Consider the following 18637-nt stretch of genomic DNA (forward strand, 5'->3'; position numbering starts at 1 on the left):
GCGCGCTGCTGGAGCACGTCAACGACAGGGTCTGGCTCTTCTCCGAGATGCGGACGCCCGGGGATGCGCGCCGGATGGCCCTGATCGTGCCCGGGGTGCGCTTCGACTACGAGGACACACGCACCGATCCGGCGACGGGCGACTTCCTGTTCTTCGAGGGCCGACGTGTCCGCGCTGGACGACGCCGCACTCGAGACGCACCTGCCGCTGTCCTTCAGCGAGGACGTCGAACGCGGGGAGGACGTCGAGGAGCGGTTCCTGGCCGCCCTGGGCGAGGGCACGGCGGCCATCGAATGGAGCGGCCGCTGGCCGGACGACCCGGAGACCGACTCCCACGGTCACTGGAACTACGACGGGGTCCAGGTCGTGTTCCACGGCGACGAGGCGCAGTACGACAGGTGGACCGAGGACCACACGGTCTTCGTCCACGTGACCAAGCACGGCGACCTCGAACGCGCCCGGAAGCTCGCCGCGCACATCGGCGGCGAGGTCCTGGGCGAGGCGCAGCTCGGCTGGTGAGTCGGCGCCGGCGTCAGCCGGCCTCGTAGGGGAAGCGGGCGAGGGGCGCCTCCTGGGCGAAGAACGTCTTGGCGCGGGCCAGCGCCTCGGTGTCCTTCAGCACGTCACCCGGCTTGCTGCCGTTGCCGAGCAGCACCCCGCCGAAGCGCATCCCCATGTACGCGGCCGAGTTGTTCAGCGTGCCCACCAGCGGGTCGGCGACCTCCGGCTCCTCGTGCGCGAGCGCGGTGACGCCCCACAGGGTGCGCCCCGCCATGGTCGCCTTGAAGTCCAGGCCGGGCGTGCGCAGCCAGCCCGACCAGTGGTCCAGGTAGCGCTTGGTCTGCGCGGACACCGCGTACCAGTACAGGGGGGAGGCGATCACCACGTCCGTCGCCGCGAGGGTGGCGTCCAGCAGCAGGGCGACGTTCCCCTCGGTGGGGCGGACGTGGTCGCTGTCGTGGCGCAGGTCCTCGAAGTCGGGCAGCGGGTGGTGGGTGAGGTCGATCCATCGCTGCTCCACCTCCGTGGGCAGCTGTTCGGCGGCCCGGCGGGCCAGCAGTTCGGTGTTGCCGTCGGAGCGGGCGCTGCCCAGGACGAACAGGAAACGGCGGGTCATGGTCATCCCCCAGATGAGCGGCGTGCATCAATTACAGGCGTATGCATCATATGCACATGCATGAGTGTGGACCAAGGGGTTCAGGCGGTGGCCCCGCGCCGCTCCGCCTCCCGTGCCACGGCGAGCAGCAGCGCCTCCCGGCCGTGCGGTGCCACCAGCTGGAGCCCGGCCGGGCAGCCGTCGGTGCCGAACCCGGCCGGAACGCTCAGCGCGGGGTGCCCGCTCACGTTGAACGCCCAGGTGAGGGCGGTGGAATAGACGTCGCCGGGGCCTTCGTGCCCGTGCGGGGCGGTGGGGGCCGTGGGCGTGAGCAGCAGCCCGGCGCCGGTGAACAGACGCGCCAGGCGCCGGTCGTTCTCCGCCCGGACGCGGTGGGCGTCGGCGAGGTCGGCCCCCGGGGTGCGCAGGGCGAGCCAGGCCGGGGCCGGATCGAGGAGCCGCACGGGCGCCGGCGGCCGCACGAGCCGCACGACACCGGCGTCGGCGAGCCGGCCGACGGCCGCGCGGGCGAGGGCGACGGGCTCCGGGTCCGGGGCCGCGAAGCCCAGGTCGGGGGACCAGAGGACGGGCACGGGGAACGACGCGGGGGACCCGGCGGGGGAGGGCGGCCGCGCCACCGCCCGCCACCAGGCCGCCGCGTCCGCCGCCGTGCGGGCGAGGACTCCGGGCGCGGCCAGACCCGTGCGGTCGGGGGAGGGCAGGCGGCCGCCCGTGACCTTCAGGCCGGTCACCCCGCACCAGGCCGCCGGGATCCGCACCGACCCCGCGCCGTCGCTGCCCGTCGCCAGCGGGACCAGCCCGGCCGCCACCGCCACCGCCGACCCCGCCGAGGAACCGCCCGGCGTACGGTCGGCCCGCCAGGGATTGACGGTGCGGCCGTGCGCCCCGAGCCCCCAGGTCTGCCAGGGCGTGCCGGGCCCGGGCACCGAGGTGGCGCCCACGGCGACACCCCCGGCCTCGAGCAGCGGCCCCGCCGCAGGCAGCCCGTGTCGCCCCTTCACCGCGATCGGCACCCCGGCCAGCGGCAGCCGCCTCCCCTCGGCGACCCGCGCGTCCACCTCCCGCGCCCGCCGCAGCGCCTGCGCGCCCCACACCTCGGTGAACGCGCACAGCACCGGGTCGGCCCGCTCGATCCGCTCCAGCGCCCCCGCGACCACGTCCACGGCCCGCAGCCCGCCCGCGCGCACGGCGGAGGCGATCTCCTCCGCCGAGGCGGGGGTGCCGGACCCGGACGTGTGGCCGTTCAGTGCATCGATCCCCTCGGACGGGCCCACGGCTCGGCGGCGCGGGGCCGGACGGCCGGCCCGGACACCCGGCCGCCGCTCGGGCCACCACGGTACGCGGCGGGCACCGGCCGTACGGCGCGGCCTATACCCTTGACCCGCGATGCGTGAGGACGACGAGACCGAGGCCGCCGTCGACGGTGACAGCGTGGACGTGATGCTGGCCGAGTGGCGGAGCGAGTGGGGCGAACTGGACGTGTCGTCCAGCGGGGTGATCGCCCGTCTGCTGCGGACGGCGCAGCTGCTGGAAGAGCTGTTCGCGACGCACCTGCGCCGCCCGGGCGGCATGACCATCGCCAACGTCGGGGACTTCGACGTGCTGCACGCGCTGCGCCGCAGCGGCCCTCCCTACGCGCTGACGCCGGGACAGCTGCGCCGGGCGCTGGTCGTCTCCTCCGCCGGCCTCACGGGGAGGTTCAACCGGCTGGAGCGCGAGGGCTGGATCGAGCGCGGCCCTTCCCCCGCCGACGGCAGGAGCACCCTGGTCAGCCTGACGGAGGAGGGCCGGGCGAGCCTGGACCGCGTGCTGGAACAGCACTTCGGCCTGGAGCGTAACGTGCTCTCCGTCCTGGAGCCGGAGGAACGCGCGACGATCGCGGACGCGCTGCGCAAGCTCCTGGTCTCCCTGGAGGGGAGGACCCGCTGAGCGAACGGCCGGCCGGCGTCAGGCCGCTCCCGCCGCCGTTCCGAGGATCACCGCGACGCACAGACCGATCAGCCCGAAGACGACCACGCCCATGGCGGTGGCCGTCTCCCGCGCGAGACGGCGGTGGCGGGCCGCGTACCGGGCCTCGACCTCCAGGATGCGTTCCGCGATGTGACGGGTGACCCGGCGGGCGTCCTCCTCCTGCTCCCGGGCGTACGCCTGCTCGATCACGAGGCGCTGGTCCGTGGTCAGGCCGGGCAGTTCCCGGGCGAAGTCCCGCGCCCTGCGGTGCGCCTCCTGCCGGCCGGCCTCCCGGTAGAGGTAGCCCTCGATCTGGTGCAGGCCGAAGGCGGCTTCGTGGCTGGTGTCCATGGACGGCTCCTGAACGTTCGGAGGGAAGGGTGCCGGCCCGCTCAGCGCCGGCCGGAGGCGGTCGTCTGCTCGGCCTCGTCGGCGGCGGCGACCTGCGGGTGGTGCAGGTCGAAGGCGGGCGAGTCGCTCCGGATGCGCGGCAGCGTGGCGAAGTTGTGCCGCGGGGGCGGGCAGGAGGTCGCCCACTCCAGGGAGCGGCCCCAGCCCCAGGGGTCGTCGACGCCGACCGGCTCGCCGTACCTGGCCGTCTTCCAGACGTTGTGGAAGAACGGCAGGATCGACAGGCCGAGCAGGAACGAGGCGATCGTGGAGACGGTGTTCAGCGCGGTGAAGCCGTCGGCCGCCAGGTAGTCGGCGTACCGGCGGGGCATGCCCTCGGCACCCAGCCAGTGCTGGACCAGGAAGGTGCCGTGGAAGCCGGTGAACAGCGTCCAGAAGGTGATCTTGCCCAGGCGCTCGTCGAGCATCTTGCCGGTGAACTTCGGCCACCAGAAGTGGAAGCCGGCGAACATCGCGAACACGACCGTGCCGAAGACCACGTAGTGGAAGTGCGCCACCACGAAGTACGAGTCCGTGACGTGGAAGTCCAGCGGCGGCGCGGCCAGGAGCACACCGGTCAGACCTCCGAACAGGAAGGTGACCATGAAGCCCAGGGACCACAGCATCGGCGTCTCGAAGCTCAGCGAGCCCTTCCACATGGTGCCGATCCAGTTGAAGAACTTCACCCCGGTCGGGATCGCGATCAGGAAGGTCATGAAGGAGAAGAACGGCAGCAGCACACCGCCGGTGGCGTACATGTGGTGCGCCCACACCGTGACGGAGAGGCCGGCGATGGCGATGGTGGCGCCGATCAGGCCCATGTAGCCGAAGATCGGCTTGCGGGAGAAGACCGGGACGACCTCGCTGACGATGCCGAAGAACGGCAGCGCCAGGATGTAGACCTCGGGGTGGCCGAAGAACCAGAACAGGTGCTGCCACAGCAGCGCGCCGCCGTTGGCGGGGTCGAAGATGTGGGCCCCGAACTTCCGGTCGAACTCGAGCGCGAAGAGCGCGGCGGCCAGCACCGGGAAGGCGAGCAGGACCAGCACGCTGGTCAGCAGCACGTTCCAGGTGAAGATCGGCATGCGGAACATCGTCATGCCCGGGGCGCGCATGCAGATGATCGTGGTGATGAGGTTGACCGCGCCCAGGATGGTGCCGAAGCCCTGCATGGCCAGGCCCATGATCCACATGTCGCCGCCGCTCCCCGGCGAGCGGACCGCGTCCGACAGCGGGGTGTAGGCGGTCCAGCCGAAACTTGCCGCGCCGTCCGGGGTGAGGAAACCGCCGAGCGCGATCAGCGAGCCGAGCAGGTACAGCCAGTAGGCGAACATGTTCAGCCGCGGGAACGCCACGTCGGGCGCGCCGATCTGCAGCGGCATGATCCAGTTGGCGAAGCCGGAGAAGAGCGGGGTCGCGAACATGAACAGCATCACGGTGCCGTGCATCGTGAACGCCTGGTTGAACTGCTCGTTCGAGATCATCTGAAGGCCCGGCCGGGCCAGCTCGGCGCGCATCAGCAGCGCCATCAGGCCGCCGACGCAGAAGAACGCGAACGACGTGACCAGGTAGAGGGTGCCGATCCGCTTGTGGTCGGTCGTGGTCAGGAACCCGACGACGGCTCGGCCCGGCCTGCGGCGCCGCACCGGAGCGGCCGCTTCGGGCGAGGGGGCGGGCGGTGACGGAGCGGGCAGGGCCACGGCGATCCTCCATGCGTGCGAGACCTCCGGGCGTGCGGTGCCTGCGCACCGGGACCCGGCCTCCACCAAGGTATCTCGTTCGCGAGAGAAATAAATATCGGGGTGCCGGTCCGGGCGCCTCGCGCGGCGGGACGGCCGCTGACCAGGGGGTGCGGGCGCGGGACGGGTGGAGTGGGTGCGCGTACGGGGGTGGGGGAGGGAGCGCCCGGACGTGGAGGAGGGAGCGCCCGGACGTGGGGGACGGGTGCCGGAGCCGTCGGTGCTTCAGCGCACCGCGCCGGTCAGACGGGCCAGCGGCTCCGTCTCGCGGGGCGGCCGGCCGCCCAGGTCGCCCAGGCGCCACTCGGGCACCCAGGGCACGCGGTACACGTCGATCACCGACTCGACGAGCCGGATCCGCTGCGCGAGGGGACGCGGCAACCGCCCCGGCGCGTCCGCCACCAGCACCACGGCGTCCAGGGTGAGCCCCCGCGGGGCCTCGCCGCGCCGGAACGCCTCCACGGCCGGGAGCACGGCGTCCAGACCGGCCGCGTGCGTCCGGGCGACGAGCAGCACCGACCGCGGATCACCGGGGCCGGGCCAGGCGCGGCCGCTGTCGTGCCCGCCGTAGACGGCGGCGAGCGTGGAGACCCCGGAGCCGCCGTGCGCGCCGACCCAGGAGAAGCGCCGGACCGCCGCACGGGGGTGCGCCGGCTCCGGCGGAACCGGCTCCGGTACCGCCACCGGCCCCCGGATCCAGATCTCCGGCCCCTGTCGCATCCCTGTCCGCATGCCCCTCTCCTGCTCGCCGCCTCGATCTTCATGCCGTCCGGCGAGCGGCGAACCGCGGTGGCCGGTCCTTGGGACGAGCCTGTGACAGCGCGGTGACGTGAGAAACGCGACCGAGCGGACAGACTGGCCGGTAGGTGTACGACCCGAATGAGGGAACGATGGCGCGACTCAGCCGCGGGAAGAAGCGGGAACACAACCAGGCCGCCCGTGCGGCGAACCGTGCGGCGGTGCCGGTCGACGTCCGTGTCCCCGCCGCCGGGGCGGATCCGGGCGGGGCGTCGGTCGGCGGAGTGCCGGTGACCGCCGCTCCCGGTGAGGAGATCCAGCAGGCGGTGCTGAACCACCTCCACCGCATCGCCCTCGCCTCCGGCCGCGCCGTCCTCGCCACCGTCCACGACGAGCGCATCGGCTACGTCCTCCCGCTCCGGGTCGACCCGGACGGTTCCAGCCACTTCACGGCCCCGCCGGCTCCGGCCGGGCCGGCGCGGGAGGAGCGGGGAGAGCAGGGGGAGGGGCGACGGCAGGGTCCCGCGCAGGTCCCGGCACAGGGTCCCGCGCAGGTCCCGGCACAAGGTTCCGCACAGGTCCCGGCGCAGGTCCGGGAGCCCGTGCGGGGGCCGGGATCCGACCGGCCGACGCACGTCCTGCGCTCCGTGCCGGAGCCGGAGGCGGCCCCGGAGCGCGGGACGGCCCCGGGACCCGGGGCGGACGTGGAGTCCGGGGCGGGCCCGGAGCCGGCTCCCGTGCGGGACGCCACTCCCACTTTCCCGCTGCGATCCGTACCCGAGGCACGGGTTCCCGGGGACTCCGCACCGACGTTCCCCCTGCGGGCCGTACCCGCGCCGGCGGAGGCCGCGCCGCCCGGCACGGTGGCGCCACCGACGGGCGAGTTCGGCCCGCCCCCGCCCATGGACGCGTGGCCCCACCCCGCCCCGGCCGCCGGTCACCCCGGAAACCCGGCCTTCCGCTCCGAACCCAGCGGCCCCACCGGCTCCACCGGCTCCACCGAGTCTGCCGGTCCTGTCGGTCCTGTCGGTCTCACGGGTCCCATCAGTCTCACCGAACCCACCAGCCTCACCGGCCGAACCGCCGGTACCGACCGGACTCCGGACCCGGCGCCGTCGGCCGGCCGCCGGCACCCCGGGCCGCCGTTCGCCGAGGCCGTTCCCGACGCCGGGCCGGACCCCAAGCCCACCCCGCCCCGCGGCTTCGACGCCGTGGCGGAGGCGGTGCTCGGGGACGAACCGCTCACCGCCCCCGGTGACGCGGCGACCCCCGCCCTCCTGGCGGAGCCGATGGCCCGCATCAACGACGCCGTCCGGGCGGGCCGGCTCGACACGGCCGCGCAACTGGCCCGGCAGACCGTGACGGAGTCCTCGGCGACGCTGGGGCCGGAGCACCCGGAGGTGCTCCGGCTGCGCGAACTCACCGCGTACATCGCCTACCTGGCCGGAGAACCGCTGCACGCCTTCCGGCTCTCCCTCGACCTCGCCGGAATCCACCGCCGCACCGGGGACGCGGAGGCCGCCTACGGCAACGTCCGCAGCGCGGCCACCGCATGGCGCGCGGTGCGCGACGCCCGGCTCGGGCTGGAGCTCGGGCACGAGCTGATCGGGCTGTGGACCGAGCTCACCGCCGAGGACGGGCCGGCCGCCGACGAGATCGAGGAACTGGAGTCCGCCCGCGCCCGCATGGGCCGGCTGACCGAACGGGCCCGCGCCCGGCAGGACTGAGCGCGGCGGCCCGCCCGCCGCACCGTGCGCGGGGCCGGCCCAGTGGATCTAGTGGACGCAGTACTCGTTGCCCTCCGGGTCCGCCATCACGACCCACGACCCGGACGGCTCGTCCACCCGCCGCAGCACCTCCGCGCCGAGCCGCTCCAGCCGTGCGACCTCCTCCTCGCGGGTTCCCGCGCCGGGGTGCAGGTCGAGGTGGAGCCGGTTCTTGGCCGTCTTCGCCTCGGGCACGCGCTGGAACAGCAGCCGCCGCCCGAGCCCGGTGCCGCTCTCCTCCTCGTAGGGGTCGTCGGGGTGCCGCACCGCGGCCAGGTCGCGCCAGGCGCGGCGGCCGTGGGACTCGGTGGTGAGCTCGGCCGGTACGGCGCCCAGACCGAGGAGCTTTTCGACGAGCGCGCTGTGGTCCTCGACCGTGTACCGGAGGGCGGCGGCCCAGAAGTCGGCCTGCGCGTGCGGGTCGGCCGCGTCGATGACGAGCTTCCAGTGCACGGGTGCGGGTGTTGCCGGTGTCTGCGTCATGTAACCAGTCATAGTGGTTACATGAGTGGGCGTGCAACGGAAACGCCGGGCGATCGGCCCGGTCTGACTCTCCTCTCCCACGAGGGGAAGCCCTACCGCTTCGACCCGGGAGCCCTGTGCCTGGAACTGCTGCCGACCGGCGGGCCCGGTGCCCTCGCGCGGTACGAGGTGCTGCACGAACCCGCGGACCTCGCGGTCTGGGCCGGGCGCAGCCGCCTCGCGGACGGGCTGGACCTCACCGTCGACGCGGCCGAGCTGGAGCGGGCGCGCACCCTGCGGAACACCCTGTTCCTGCTCACCGCCGATCACGCCCACGGCCGCCCGCTCCGCCCTGAGCACCTGGACGTCGTCAACGCCGCTGCCGCCGAGCCCCCGCTGGTCTCCCGCATCGAGCCGGACGGCACCCGGTCCTGGGCTCCCGGCGCCACGGGCACCCGGCTGCTGTCGACCGTCGCGCGCGACGCGATCGACCTGTTCACCGGCCCGTACGCCCACCGCATCCGCGAGTGCGGCGCCCCCGACTGCCGCCTGCTCTTCGTCGACACCTCGCGCCCGGGCCGTCGCCGCTGGTGCGCGATGGAGCACTGCGGGAACCTGGCGAAGGTGCGGGCGCACCGGGCGCGCCGGTCGCCGGGCGACGCCTGAGTGCGCTCGGCTCCGCTTGAGTCCGCCCGGGTCCGCTGGGGCCCGCCGGCGCCCGCTGGGTCAGCGCCCCGCGGGCTCCGTCTCCTGCCCCGCGGGCTCCGCCTCGGTCACGCCCGCCTCCCGCCTGACGGCGGTCCTGGTCCTGCTCCTGGTCCTGCTCGTCCCGTCGGCGAGCGCCCGGGCCGCCCGGCGGGCGGTGCGCAGCGCGTCCCAGGTGAGCAGCGTGAGCGCCAGCCAGACCAGCGCGAACCCGGCCCAGCGCTCGGGCGGCATGGCCTCCTTGAAGTAGAGGATGCCCAGCAGGAACTGGAAGACCGGGGCCAGGTACTGGAGCAACCCCAGGGTGGACAGGGGCACGCGGATCGCGGCGGCGCCGAAGCAGACCAGGGGGAGCGCGGTGACGATGCCGGTCGCGGCGAGCAGCGCCGCGTGCCCGGCGCCCTCGGTGGTGAAGGTGGAGTCGCCCTGCGCGCCCAGCCACAGCAGATAGGCGAGGGCGGGCAGGAACTGGATGGCGGTCTCGGCGGCCAGCGACTCGATGCCGCCGAGGTTGACCTTCTTCTTCACCAGTCCGTAGGTGGCGAAGGAGAAGGCGAGGCAGAGGGAGATCCACGGCGGGCGGCCGTAGCCGACGGTGAGCACGAGCACCGCCGAGGCACCGACCCCGACCGCGGCCCACTGGACGGGCCGCAGCCGCTCCTTCAGCAGCAGCACGCCCATCGCGATGGTGACCAGCGGGTTGATGAAGTAGCCGAGGGAGGCCTCGACGACGTGCCCGGAGTTCACGGACCAGATGTAGACGCCCCAGTTGACGGTGATGACCGCCGCGGCGACCGTGACCAGGGCCAGGCGGCGCGGCTGCCGCAGCAGCTCGCCGAGCCAGGCCCAGCGGCGTATGACGAGCAGGGCGGCGCCCACCAGGAACAGCGACCAGACCATCCGGTGGGCGAGGATCTCCACGGCGCCCGCGGGCTTGAGCAGGGGCCAGAACAGCGGAACGAGCCCCCACATCCCGTACGCCGCGAAGCCGTTCAGCAGTCCTGTGCGCCGCTCTGCGGCCGACTTCCCGGTCACGGGTCCTCCTTCGTGCCTGACGCGTGCCCTGTCTCGCGCGGTGCCGGACCGTACGCGCGCGATGCCCGCCGGACGACGGTAACGCCGGACACCCCCGCCTGTCATGTCCGTACCGGTATACGGTCATGACGGGCGGGGGAGGGGGAGACCCGGGGACGATCGGCCGAGGTCAGCCCTTGAGCGCGGCGGCGACGGCCTCGGCGAGCGGGGTGGTGGGGCGTCCGGTCAGGCGGGACAGATCACCGCTGTCGACGACCAGCTCGCCCTTCTCGATGGAGACGTCCACGCCCGCGAAGACGGCGGCCAGCGGCTCGGGCAGACCGGCGCCGGTCAGGATGCCGGTGAGCGCCTCGGCCGTGACCGGCCGGTAGGAGATCTCCTCGCCGGTCTGCCGGCTCAGCTCGGCCGCGTACTCGGAGAAGCTCCACGCCTCGTCGCCGCCCAGCTCGTACGTCGTGTTCTCGTGCCCCTCACCGGTCAGCACGGCGACGGCGGCGGCCGCGTAGTCGGCCCGCGAGGCGGAGGAGACCCGGCCCTCACCGGCGGCGGCGACGACCGCGCGGTGCTCCAGCACCGGGGCGAGGTTCTCGGTGTAGTTCTCGTGGTACCAGCCGTTGCGCAGCAGCGTGTACGGCACGCCCGAGTTCAGGAGCACCTCCTCGGTGCCGCGGTGGTCGTCGGCGAGGGCGGCGCTCAGGCTGCCGGGGGCGCTGGTGTAGGCGAGCAGGGCGACACCGGCGGCCTTCGCGGCGTCGATGACGGCCGTGTGCTGCCGCACCCGGCCCTTGTCGAACTCGTTGCCGGAGATCAGCAGCACCTTGTCACCGGCCGCGAACACGCCGTCGAGGCTCTCGGGGGCGTTGTAGTCGGCGACGGCGATCCGCACGCCGCGCGCCGCGAGGTCGGCCGCCTTCTCCGCGCTGCGGACCACGGCGGTGACCTGCTCGGCCGGGACCTTCTCCAGCAACTGCTCCACGACGTGACGGCCGAGCTTTCCGGTGGCTCCGGTGACGACGATGCTCATGGTTCAGGACTCCTTGTGGGGTGGGTATGCCACTAACCCTAGGGGGCACGCTAACTTTTGGAAAGTACCCACTTTGAAGTAAGGTACTGGCATGGCGGTAAGTGAGCGCGGCCGGAGGGGCGACGGCGAGGCGATGTGCCCGTACCGGCTGGTCCTGGAGCACGTGACCAGCCGTTGGGGCGTGCTCGTGCTGATCCGGCTCCTCGAGCGGCCGTACCGCTTCAGCGAGCTGCGCCGGGCGATCGGCGGGGTCAGCGAGAAGATGCTCGCCCAGACCCTCCAGACCCTGGAGCGCGACGGCCTGGTCCACCGCGACGCCAAGCCGGTCATCCCGCCCCGCGTCGACTACTCCCTCACCGGACTGGGTCGTGAGGCGGCCGAGCAGGTGCGCGACCTGGCGCGGTGGACCGAGAAGCGCATGGACGACGTGACCGCGGCCCGGCAGGCGTACGACGAGGCCCGGACACCGTAGGGTGCCCGGGCCTCGTGCTGGATCACGGCGGGGTTCAGCCCACGACGGTCCAGGTGTCGCCGCCGGCCAGGAGCGCGGCGAGGTCGCCCTTGCCGTTCTGCTCGACGGCGGTGTCGAGCTGGTCGGCCATGAGGGTGTCGTAGACGGGCCGGCCGGCGGAGCGGAACACGCCGATGGGGGTGTGGTGCAGGGTGTCGGGGTCGGCCAGCCGGGACAGGGCGAAGGCGGTGGTGGGGGAGGCGGCGTGGGCGTCGTGGACCAGGACGTCGGCCTCGTTGTCCGCGGTGACGGTGACCACCCTCAGCTCGCCGGTGGCCCGGTCGCGCACCACGCCCCTGGAGCGGTCGGCGCCGAAGCGGATCGGCTCGCCGTGCTCCAGCCGGATCACCGCCTCCTCGGCCTGCCGGCGGTCCTTGAGCACCTCGAAGGCGCCGTCGTTGAAGATGTTGCAGTTCTGGTAGATCTCCACCAGCGCGGTGCCCGGGTGGCCGGCGGCGGCCCGCAGCACCTCGGTGAGGTGCTTGCGGTCGGAGTCGACGGTGCGGGCCACGAAGGACGCCTCCGCGCCCAGCGCCAGCGAGACGGGGTTGAAGGGGGCGTCCAGCGAGCCCATCGGGGTCGACTTGGTGACCTTGCCGACCTCGGAGGTGGGCGAGTACTGGCCCTTGGTCAGGCCGTAGATCCGGTTGTTGAACAGCAGGATCTTGAGGTTGACGTTGCGGCGCAGGGCGTGGATGAGGTGGTTGCCGCCGATGGACAGCGCGTCGCCGTCGCCGGTGACCACCCACACCGACAGGTCACGGCGGGAGGCGGCCAGGCCGGTGGCGATGGCGGGGGCGCGGCCGTGGATGGAGTGCATCCCGTAGGTGTTCATGTAGTACGGGAAGCGGGAGGAACACCCGATGCCGGAGACGAAGACGATGTTCTCCCGTGCCAGGCCGAGCTCGGGCATGAAGCCCTGCACGGCCGCCAGCACCGCGTAGTCACCGCAGCCCGGGCACCAGCGCACCTCCTGATCGGACTTGAAGTCCTTCATGGACTGCTTGCCCTCGGCCTTCGGCACCAGCTGGAGCAGCGCGTTGGTGTCAGTCATCGATGGCCTCCTTCAGCGCCGCGGCGAGCTGTTCCGCCTTGAACGGCATGCCGTTGACCTGGGTGTACGAGGTGGCGTCGACCAGGTACTTCGCGCGGATGAGGGTGGCGAGCTGGCCGAGGTTCATCTCGGGGACCACCACCTTGTCGTACTTCTCGAGGACCCTTCCGAGGTTGGCGGGGAAGGGGTTGAGGTGCCGCAGGTGCGCCTGCGCGATCCGGCCGCCCTGCCCGCGCAGGCGCCGCACGGCCGCGGTGATCGGCCCGTAGGTCGAGCCCCAGCCCAGCACCAGCGTCCGCGCCGCCCCGTCCGGATCGTCGACCTCCACGTCCGGGACGGTGATGTTGTCGACCTTGGCCTGCCGGGTGCGGACCATGAAATCGTGGTTGGCCGGGTCGTAGGAGATGTTGCCGGTGCCGTCCTGCTTCTCGATCCCGCCGATGCGGTGCTCCAGCCCCGGCGTGCCCGGGATCGCCCACGGGCGGGCCAGGGTGCGCGGGTCGCGCTTGTAGGGCCAGAACACCTCACCGCCGTCCTCCCGGGTGTGGTTGGGGCCCTGCGCGAACCGCACCCGCAGGTCCGGCAGCTCCTGCAGGTCCGGGATCCGCCACGGCTCGCTGCCGTTGGCCAGATACCCGTCGGAGAGCAGGAAGACCGGGGTGCGGTAGACCAGCGCGATCCGCGCCGCCTCCAGCACCGCGTCGAAGCAGTCCGCCGGCGTGCGCGGCGCGACGACCGGCACCGGCGCCTCGCCGTTGCGCCCGTACATCGCCTGCAGCAGATCCGCCTGCTCCGTCTTGGTCGGCAGCCCCGTCGAGGGCCCGCCGCGCTGGATGTCCACCACCAGCAGCGGCAGCTCCAGCGACACCGCCAGCCCGATCGTCTCGCTCTTCAGCGCCACCCCCGGCCCGGAGGTGGTGGTCACCGCCAGCGACCCGCCGAACGCCGCACCCAGCGCCGCCCCGATCCCGGCGATCTCGTCCTCGGCCTGGAAGGTGCGCACCCCGAAGTTCTTGTGCCGGCTCAGCTCGTGCAGGATGTCCGACGCCGGAGTGATCGGATACGAGCCCAGGAACAGCGGCAGGTCCGCCTGCCGGGACGCGGCGACCAGCCCGTAGGACAGCGCCAGGTTCCCGGAGATGTTGCGGTAGGTGCCCGGCGGGAACGCCGCCGCCGCCGGCGCCACCTCGTAGGAGACCGCGAAGTCCTCCGTCGTCTCCCCGAAGTTCCACCCCGCCCGGAACGCCGCGACGTTCGCCGCCGCGATGTCCGGCTTCTTCGCGAACTTCGACCGCAGGAACCGCTCCGTGCCCTCCGTGGGCCGGTGGTACATCCACGACAACAGCCCCAGCGCGAACATGTTCTTGCTGCGCTCGGCCTCCTTGCGCGACAGCCCGAACCCCTTCAGCGCCTCCACCGTCAGCGTCGTCAGCGGCACCGGATGCACCTGATAACCGTCCAGCGAACCGTCCTCCAGCGGACTGGTGCCGTAGCCGACCTTCTGCAGCGCCCGCCGGGTGAACTCGTCCGTGTTGACGATCACCTCCGCGCCCCGCGGCAGATCGGCGAGGTTCGCCCGCAGCGCCGCCGGATTCATCGCCACCAGCACATCCGGCGCGTCCCCCGGCGTCAGGATGTCATGATCGGCGAAATGCAGCTGGAACGACGACACCCCCGGCAGCGTCCCGGCCGGCGCCCGGATCTCCGCCGGGAAATTCGGCAACGTCGACAGATCATTGCCGAACGACGCGGTCTCCGAGGTGAACCGGTCCCCCGTGAGCTGCATCCCGTCACCGGAATCCCCCGCGAACCTGATGATCACCCGGTCCAGACGACGGACACCCTTCGCCCCCGCCGCTTTGCGCTGCTCTCCTACGACTGCTCCGTCGGCCTGCTCCGCTGGGCTGCTGACCTGGTTGGTCACTGAACTGGACCTCCCTCGAGGCGGCTGTCCGGGACGGCCTTCCCGCAGACCTTCCCTGGGATCAACCCTACGTCCGCAAGGGTCGCCTTCCCGGGGTCATTCGCATATTGGACACGCGGTTGAGATGCCCCGGCGCCCGGACATGTCCCGTCTTTTCCTCTGCTTCTTCTCCGATTACCCGCGGTAAGAGACCCTCGGTCCTCTCTCCCCGGAGACGCCCTCCGGGGCCGCTCCGGTTCGGCGGCACCGGTACCGGATCATCCGTACGGGGCTGCGGAGGGAGCGTGCTCGCGGCGGGCGTCCCCGTCTCAGGGGCCGGTCTCAGGAGTTGAGATAGGTGAGCACGGCCAGCACCCGTCGGTGATCGCCGTCGCTCGGGGACAGCCCCAGCTTCAGGAAGATGTTGCTGACGTGCTTCTCGACGGCACCGTCGCTCACCACCAGCTGCCTGGCGATCGCCGAGTTCGTCCGCCCCTCGGCCATCAGGCCCAGGACCTCCCGCTCGCGCGGGGTGAGTCCCGCGAGCACGTCCTGCTTGCGGCTGCGTCCCAGCAGCTGTGCGACCACCTCCGGGTCCAGGGCCGTGCCGCCCCGGGCCACGCGCACCACCGCGTCCACGAACTCACGTACTTCGGCTACCCGGTCCTTGAGCAGATAGCCGACGCCGCGGCTGGAACCGGCGAGCAGCTCCGTGGCGTAGCGCTCCTCCACGTACTGCGACAGCACCAGCACCCCGATGCCCGGATGGTCCCTGCGCAGCTGCACCGCGGCCCGCACGCCCTCGTCGGTGTGCGTCGGCGGCATCCGCACGTCGGCCACCACCACGTCCGGGAGCAGACCCTGCCCGTCCAGCTCGGCGATGGTCTTGATCAGCGCGTCACCGTCGCCGACACCGGCCACGACCTCGTGCCCCCGGTCGGTCAGCAGTCGGGTCAGGCCCTCCCGCAACAGCACCGAATCCTCGGCGATGACCACCCGCACCCTGTCCTCCACGATCCTCGGCCCCCCACGACCCGCGCCGTGCCCGCCCCCGTGGCGGGCCCGGCCGTCGGGTCCAGCATTCCAGCATCCGGCGGGGGATGCTGCGGGGCAACGCGATCAGGGTGTCGCCGCAGCGCGCCGACCGGTCCGCCTCCACCGCACACGACGCCCACCGCGCATGACCGGCGCATACGACGCCCACCGCGCATGACCGGCGCACACAACACCCCTCGCATACGACCGGCGCACGAGACCCCCACCGCGTACGACCGGCCCGTACGGCACTCATCGCGCACGACCGGCGCGCGGACGGGCGGGTGCGGGCTCGTCGCCCGCACCCGCCGTCGCGCCGACCGCCGGTCTCAGTGCGCGCTCACCGCGTCCGCTCCGCCCGCCACGGCAGTTCCGCCGTCACCCGGGTCGGGCCGCCGACGGGGGAGTCCACCACCAGGATCCCGTCCACCGCGTCCAGCCGCTCCGTCAGGCCGGCCAGCCCGGAACCCGGGGACACATCGGCACCGCCCACGCCGTTGTCCACGACCTGCAGCATCAGCCGGTTCTCCGTCCGCCACACCTCCACGGCCGCCCATGTCGCCCGCGCGTGCTTGCTGATGTTCTGCAGCAGCTCGGAGACCGTGAAGTAGGCGATGCCCTCGATGGCCGGCGCGGGCCGCTCCGTCAGGTCGACCTCCACCTGCACCGGGACCGTGCACCGCGAGGCGACCGCCGACAGGGCCGCGTCCAGTCCCCGGTCGGTCAGCACCGCGGGGTGGATGCCGCGCGCCAGGTCCCGCAGCTCCTGCAGCGCCGTCTTCACCTCGCCGTGCGCCTCGTCCACCATCCGCGCCGCGACCTGCGGGTCCTCCCGCAGCTTCTCCTTCGCCAGTCCCAGATCCATGGCCAGCGCCACCAGCCGGGCCTGCGCCCCGTCGTGCAGATCGCGCTCGATGCGCCGCAGATCGGCGGCGGCCGTGTCCACCACGACCCCCCGGTCCGACTCCAGCTCCACCACCCGCGTGGCCAGCCGGGACGGTCCGAGCAGCCCGTGCACCGTCACCCGGTCCACCATCGTCAGCGCCCGGACGATCCACGGCGTGGCGATGGTGAACAGCAGGCCCACCAACGCCGTCACCGTGATCTCGAACGGGTTGTCCAGGTAGATCCGGTGCTGCTCGTCGCCGTACAGCTGCATCCCGCCCTGACCGCCGTACATCGGGAAGAGCCAGAACCACAGCGGATACGTCAGCAGCGACCAGCCGATCGACCAGACGGTCACCGCGACGGTGAAGGAGAACACCGCCCATGGCAGCCGCAGCACCGCGTACAGCAGGGACCGCCACGAGGCGCCGCTCTTGAGCACGGCACCGATCCACGCCATGAATCCCCGCCGCCTCATCCGCAGCGGCTCCGGCTCGGCCACCTCCAGGCCCAGCAGCCCCCGTGCCCGCGCCCGCTCCACCGTGCCGAACCCCCGGCAGCCGGCGAGCGCCGCCGCCAGCACCGGGACGCCGAGGAACGTCACCAGCAGGCCCGCCCCCAGCGACACCATCGTGATCGCGTACGTGAACAGCAGAATGCTGATCGGCAGGCTCAGCAGCACGTATGCCAGCTCCCGCCAGGTGCGCCCCTCGACCGGTGCCCGCAGCACGGCCGGCAACCGGTGCCGCCGCTCCCCGGGGCTCCCGGAGTGCCCTGGCCTCGTGCCGAGCCCGTAGCCCTGTTCGTAATGCGTGGCCATCGGCGTCGTCCTTCTCCTCGTCCGGCGGCTGTGCTGTCGTACCTCCAGCCTGCTGCGCCGCAGGTCGGCGGACCATGGAGTCCGTCGCAGTCTTGGTCCGGGGGTTATCCCCACCTCCGGCCGCGGGGGGCCGCTTCCCCGGCCGCTCCCTCGGTCCCCCGCCCGGCCGCCTTCCCGGCCGTCCGCGCGTCCTCGGCGGGAGCGTCGGAACGGTCCCGCCACGGCAGCTCCGCCGTGACCGTCGTGGGACCGCCCTCGGGCGACTCCACGACGAACAGACCGTCCACCGCGCCCAGCCGGTCGGCGAGGCCCCGCATCCCCGTACCGCCGTCCAGACTCGCGCCTCCGCGCCCGTCGTCCCACACCTGGATGAGCAGCCGGCCCTCCGACCGCCACACGTCGACCGCCGCCGAGCGCGCCCCGCTGTGCTTGCTGACGTTCTGCAGCAGCTCCGAGACGGTGAAGTACGCGATGCCCTCGATGGCGGCGGCCGGCCGTTCGGCGAGGTCGACCGTCACCTTCACCGGGACCGTGCAGCGTGAGGCGACCGAGGACAGGGCCGCGTCCAGTCCCCGGTCGGTCAGCACCGCGGGATGGATGCCGCGCGCCAGGTCCCGCAGCTCCTGCAGGGCCAGTTTCACCTCGCCGTGCGCCTCCTCGACCATCACCGCCGCCGAGTCGGGATCCTCCAGCAGCTTCTCCTTGGCCAGCCCCAGTCCCATGGCGAGGTTCACCAGCCGGGCCTGCGCCCCGTCGTGCAGGTCGCGCTCGATGCGCCGCAGGTCCGCCGCCGCCGTGTCGACCACCACGCCCCGGTCGGACTCCAGCTCGGCGATGCGCCGCTCCAGCTCGTCGGAGGGGGACAGCAGACCGCGCACCATCACCCGGTCCGCGTTGGCCAGGCCCCGCACGACGAACGGCAGCACCGGCCACAGCACGAACAGACCGGTCAGCGTGACGGTGAAGGTCAGGACGCCCCAGGGCAGGCGTATGACCTCGTACAGCACCGTGCGCCAGCCCACCGGGTCCTTCACCGCCATCCACAACTGCGGCAAGAACCCCCGGGCACCGCGCCGCGGCAGCCGGCTCGGCTCCTCCACCCGGACCCCGAGCAGCTTCCTCGCCCGCGCCCGCTCCATCCTGCCCAGCAGCCGCGCGCCCATCAGCCCGGCCGCGAGCACCGGGAACCCGATCACCGTGACGGTCAGCCCGACGCCCGTGAACAGCATGGTCGCCACATAGACGAAGCCGACCAGCGCCACCGGCAGGTTCGCCAGGAGGTGGGCGATCTCCTTCCAGGTGTGCGCGTCGTACGCGAAACGAGGCGGTGGCGGGCGATCGCCGGACTTGGCCGGGTCCGGGAGAGCCGTCACCGGCGTGCCCGGGGAGAGGAGTCGTTCGGTCATGTGCATCAGCGTGCCCGGAGCCGGGGGCCGGCGCCATGAGGGGGACCGCCACGATGCACTGAGGAAAACCCCACCCCCGCATGCCGAGGAATGCCGG

18 protein-coding genes are annotated in these 18637 nt (G+C 73.0%); 5 read left to right on the forward strand and 13 right to left on the reverse strand.

The window, feature by feature from the left end; translation table 11 throughout:
• Positions 1–165: 165 nt before the first annotated feature.
• Positions 166–519 carry a hypothetical protein gene (locus tag GL259_RS38890; protein WP_243762367.1) on the forward strand — a complete coding sequence of 118 codons (354 nt, stop codon included), beginning with the start codon at positions 166–168 and terminating at the stop codon, positions 517–519.
• A gap of 13 nt (positions 520–532) precedes the next feature.
• Here GL259_RS38890 and GL259_RS22860 read toward each other — a convergent pair whose 3' ends face one another.
• Both GL259_RS22860 and GL259_RS22865 read right to left on the reverse strand, forming a co-directional pair.
• Positions 533–1117, reverse strand: a complete 585-nt coding sequence (locus GL259_RS22860; RefSeq protein WP_159535222.1) for an NAD(P)H-dependent oxidoreductase — start codon at positions 1115–1117, stop codon at positions 533–535.
• Positions 1118–1197: 80 nt separating this feature from the next.
• Positions 1198–2364: an amidase gene (locus GL259_RS22865; RefSeq protein ID WP_159538886.1), complete on the reverse strand. Its 1167-nt coding sequence runs from the start codon at positions 2362–2364 to the stop codon at positions 1198–1200.
• A gap of 139 nt (positions 2365–2503) precedes the next feature.
• Here GL259_RS22865 and GL259_RS22870 point away from each other — a divergent pair, with 139 nt between their 5' ends.
• Positions 2504–3046 carry a MarR family transcriptional regulator gene (locus GL259_RS22870; RefSeq protein ID WP_159535223.1) on the forward strand — a complete coding sequence of 181 codons (543 nt, stop codon included), beginning with the start codon at positions 2504–2506 and terminating at the stop codon, positions 3044–3046.
• Positions 3047–3064: 18 nt separating this feature from the next.
• On the opposite strand, the gene GL259_RS22875 is transcribed toward GL259_RS22870, so the two are convergent.
• From GL259_RS22875 to GL259_RS22885, 3 genes are all read right to left on the reverse strand, one after another.
• A complete protein-coding gene (locus GL259_RS22875; RefSeq protein WP_159535224.1) occupies positions 3065–3418 on the reverse strand; it encodes a hypothetical protein in 354 nt (117 codons plus the stop codon).
• A gap of 41 nt (positions 3419–3459) precedes the next feature.
• Complete coding sequence (ctaD, locus tag GL259_RS22880; RefSeq protein WP_159535225.1) at positions 3460–5157, reverse strand: cytochrome c oxidase subunit I; 1698 nt, start codon at positions 5155–5157, stop codon at positions 3460–3462.
• A gap of 264 nt (positions 5158–5421) precedes the next feature.
• A complete protein-coding gene (locus tag GL259_RS22885) occupies positions 5422–5928 on the reverse strand; it encodes a DUF6668 family protein (RefSeq protein WP_159535226.1) in 507 nt (168 codons plus the stop codon).
• Positions 5929–6086: 158 nt separating this feature from the next.
• Here GL259_RS22885 and GL259_RS22890 point away from each other — a divergent pair, with 158 nt between their 5' ends.
• Positions 6087–7661, forward strand: coding sequence for a tetratricopeptide repeat protein (locus tag GL259_RS22890; protein WP_159535227.1), 1575 nt, complete (start codon positions 6087–6089; stop codon positions 7659–7661).
• 48 nt (positions 7662–7709) lie between these two features.
• Here GL259_RS22890 and GL259_RS22895 read toward each other — a convergent pair whose 3' ends face one another.
• Complete coding sequence (locus GL259_RS22895; protein ID WP_159535228.1) at positions 7710–8183, reverse strand: VOC family protein; 474 nt, start codon at positions 8181–8183, stop codon at positions 7710–7712.
• 21 nt (positions 8184–8204) lie between these two features.
• Between GL259_RS22895 and GL259_RS22900 the strand changes: the two genes are divergently transcribed.
• The gene (locus tag GL259_RS22900) at positions 8205–8828 is read left to right on the forward strand and encodes an ABATE domain-containing protein (RefSeq protein ID WP_159535229.1); all 624 of its coding nucleotides are present in this window, start codon (positions 8205–8207) and stop codon (positions 8826–8828) included.
• A gap of 60 nt (positions 8829–8888) precedes the next feature.
• On the opposite strand, the gene rarD is transcribed toward GL259_RS22900, so the two are convergent.
• Together rarD and GL259_RS22910 are read right to left on the reverse strand one after the other, a co-directional pair.
• A complete protein-coding gene (rarD, locus tag GL259_RS22905) occupies positions 8889–9902 on the reverse strand; it encodes an EamA family transporter RarD (RefSeq protein WP_243762368.1) in 1014 nt (337 codons plus the stop codon).
• 169 nt (positions 9903–10071) lie between these two features.
• Complete coding sequence (locus GL259_RS22910) at positions 10072–10926, reverse strand: SDR family oxidoreductase (protein ID WP_159535231.1); 855 nt, start codon at positions 10924–10926, stop codon at positions 10072–10074.
• A gap of 91 nt (positions 10927–11017) precedes the next feature.
• Here GL259_RS22910 and GL259_RS22915 point away from each other — a divergent pair, with 91 nt between their 5' ends.
• Positions 11018–11398, forward strand: a complete 381-nt coding sequence (locus GL259_RS22915) for a helix-turn-helix domain-containing protein (RefSeq protein WP_159535232.1) — start codon at positions 11018–11020, stop codon at positions 11396–11398.
• Between the two features lie 34 nt (positions 11399–11432).
• Here GL259_RS22915 and GL259_RS22920 read toward each other — a convergent pair whose 3' ends face one another.
• From GL259_RS22920 to GL259_RS22940, 5 genes are all read right to left on the reverse strand, one after another.
• Positions 11433–12491, reverse strand: coding sequence for a 2-oxoacid:ferredoxin oxidoreductase subunit beta (locus tag GL259_RS22920; protein ID WP_159535233.1), 1059 nt, complete (start codon positions 12489–12491; stop codon positions 11433–11435).
• Positions 12484–14415 carry a 2-oxoacid:acceptor oxidoreductase subunit alpha gene (locus GL259_RS22925; protein ID WP_159535234.1) on the reverse strand — a complete coding sequence of 644 codons (1932 nt, stop codon included), beginning with the start codon at positions 14413–14415 and terminating at the stop codon, positions 12484–12486. Before GL259_RS22925 ends, GL259_RS22920 begins: the two co-directional genes overlap by 8 nt.
• A gap of 321 nt (positions 14416–14736) precedes the next feature.
• On the reverse strand, positions 14737–15396 hold the full coding sequence (locus GL259_RS22930; RefSeq protein WP_279578653.1) for a response regulator transcription factor: 660 nt from the start codon (positions 15394–15396) through the stop codon (positions 14737–14739).
• A 373-nt stretch (positions 15397–15769) separates the two neighbouring features.
• Positions 15770–17134: a sensor histidine kinase gene (locus GL259_RS22935; protein WP_159535236.1), complete on the reverse strand. Its 1365-nt coding sequence runs from the start codon at positions 17132–17134 to the stop codon at positions 15770–15772.
• Positions 17135–17238: 104 nt separating this feature from the next.
• Positions 17239–18540 (reverse strand): sensor domain-containing protein, encoded by a 1302-nt coding sequence (locus tag GL259_RS22940; protein WP_159535237.1) that lies wholly within the window; start codon positions 18538–18540, stop codon positions 17239–17241.
• Between the last annotated feature and the right edge of the window lie 97 nt (positions 18541–18637).

The organism is Streptomyces sp. Tu 3180 (assembly GCF_009852415.1).
Classification (GTDB): Bacteria; Actinomycetota; Actinomycetes; order Streptomycetales; family Streptomycetaceae; genus Streptomyces.

Excerpts from the sequence above, each read along its gene's own strand:
- GL259_RS22895 (WP_159535228.1), bottom strand. The coding sequence starts at position 8,183 with ATGACGCAGACACCGGCAACACCCGCACCCGTGCACTGGAAGCTCGTC.
- GL259_RS22920 (WP_159535233.1), bottom strand. The coding sequence starts at position 12,491 with ATGACTGACACCAACGCGCTGCTCCAGCTGGTGCCGAAGGCCGAGGGC.
- GL259_RS22885 (WP_159535226.1), bottom strand. The coding sequence starts at position 5,928 with ATGCGGACAGGGATGCGACAGGGGCCGGAGATCTGGATCCGGGGGCCG.
- GL259_RS22890 (WP_159535227.1), top strand. The coding sequence starts at position 6,087 with ATGGCGCGACTCAGCCGCGGGAAGAAGCGGGAACACAACCAGGCCGCC.
- GL259_RS22935 (WP_159535236.1), bottom strand. The coding sequence starts at position 17,134 with ATGGCCACGCATTACGAACAGGGCTACGGGCTCGGCACGAGGCCAGGG.
- GL259_RS22900 (WP_159535229.1), top strand. The coding sequence starts at position 8,205 with ATGAGTGGGCGTGCAACGGAAACGCCGGGCGATCGGCCCGGTCTGACT.
- GL259_RS22860 (WP_159535222.1), bottom strand. The coding sequence starts at position 1,117 with ATGACCCGCCGTTTCCTGTTCGTCCTGGGCAGCGCCCGCTCCGACGGC.
- GL259_RS22940 (WP_159535237.1), bottom strand. The coding sequence starts at position 18,540 with ATGACCGAACGACTCCTCTCCCCGGGCACGCCGGTGACGGCTCTCCCG.
- GL259_RS22875 (WP_159535224.1), bottom strand. The coding sequence starts at position 3,418 with ATGGACACCAGCCACGAAGCCGCCTTCGGCCTGCACCAGATCGAGGGC.
- GL259_RS22870 (WP_159535223.1), top strand. The coding sequence starts at position 2,504 with ATGCGTGAGGACGACGAGACCGAGGCCGCCGTCGACGGTGACAGCGTG.
- GL259_RS22915 (WP_159535232.1), top strand. The coding sequence starts at position 11,018 with ATGGCGGTAAGTGAGCGCGGCCGGAGGGGCGACGGCGAGGCGATGTGC.
- GL259_RS22910 (WP_159535231.1), bottom strand. The coding sequence starts at position 10,926 with ATGAGCATCGTCGTCACCGGAGCCACCGGAAAGCTCGGCCGTCACGTC.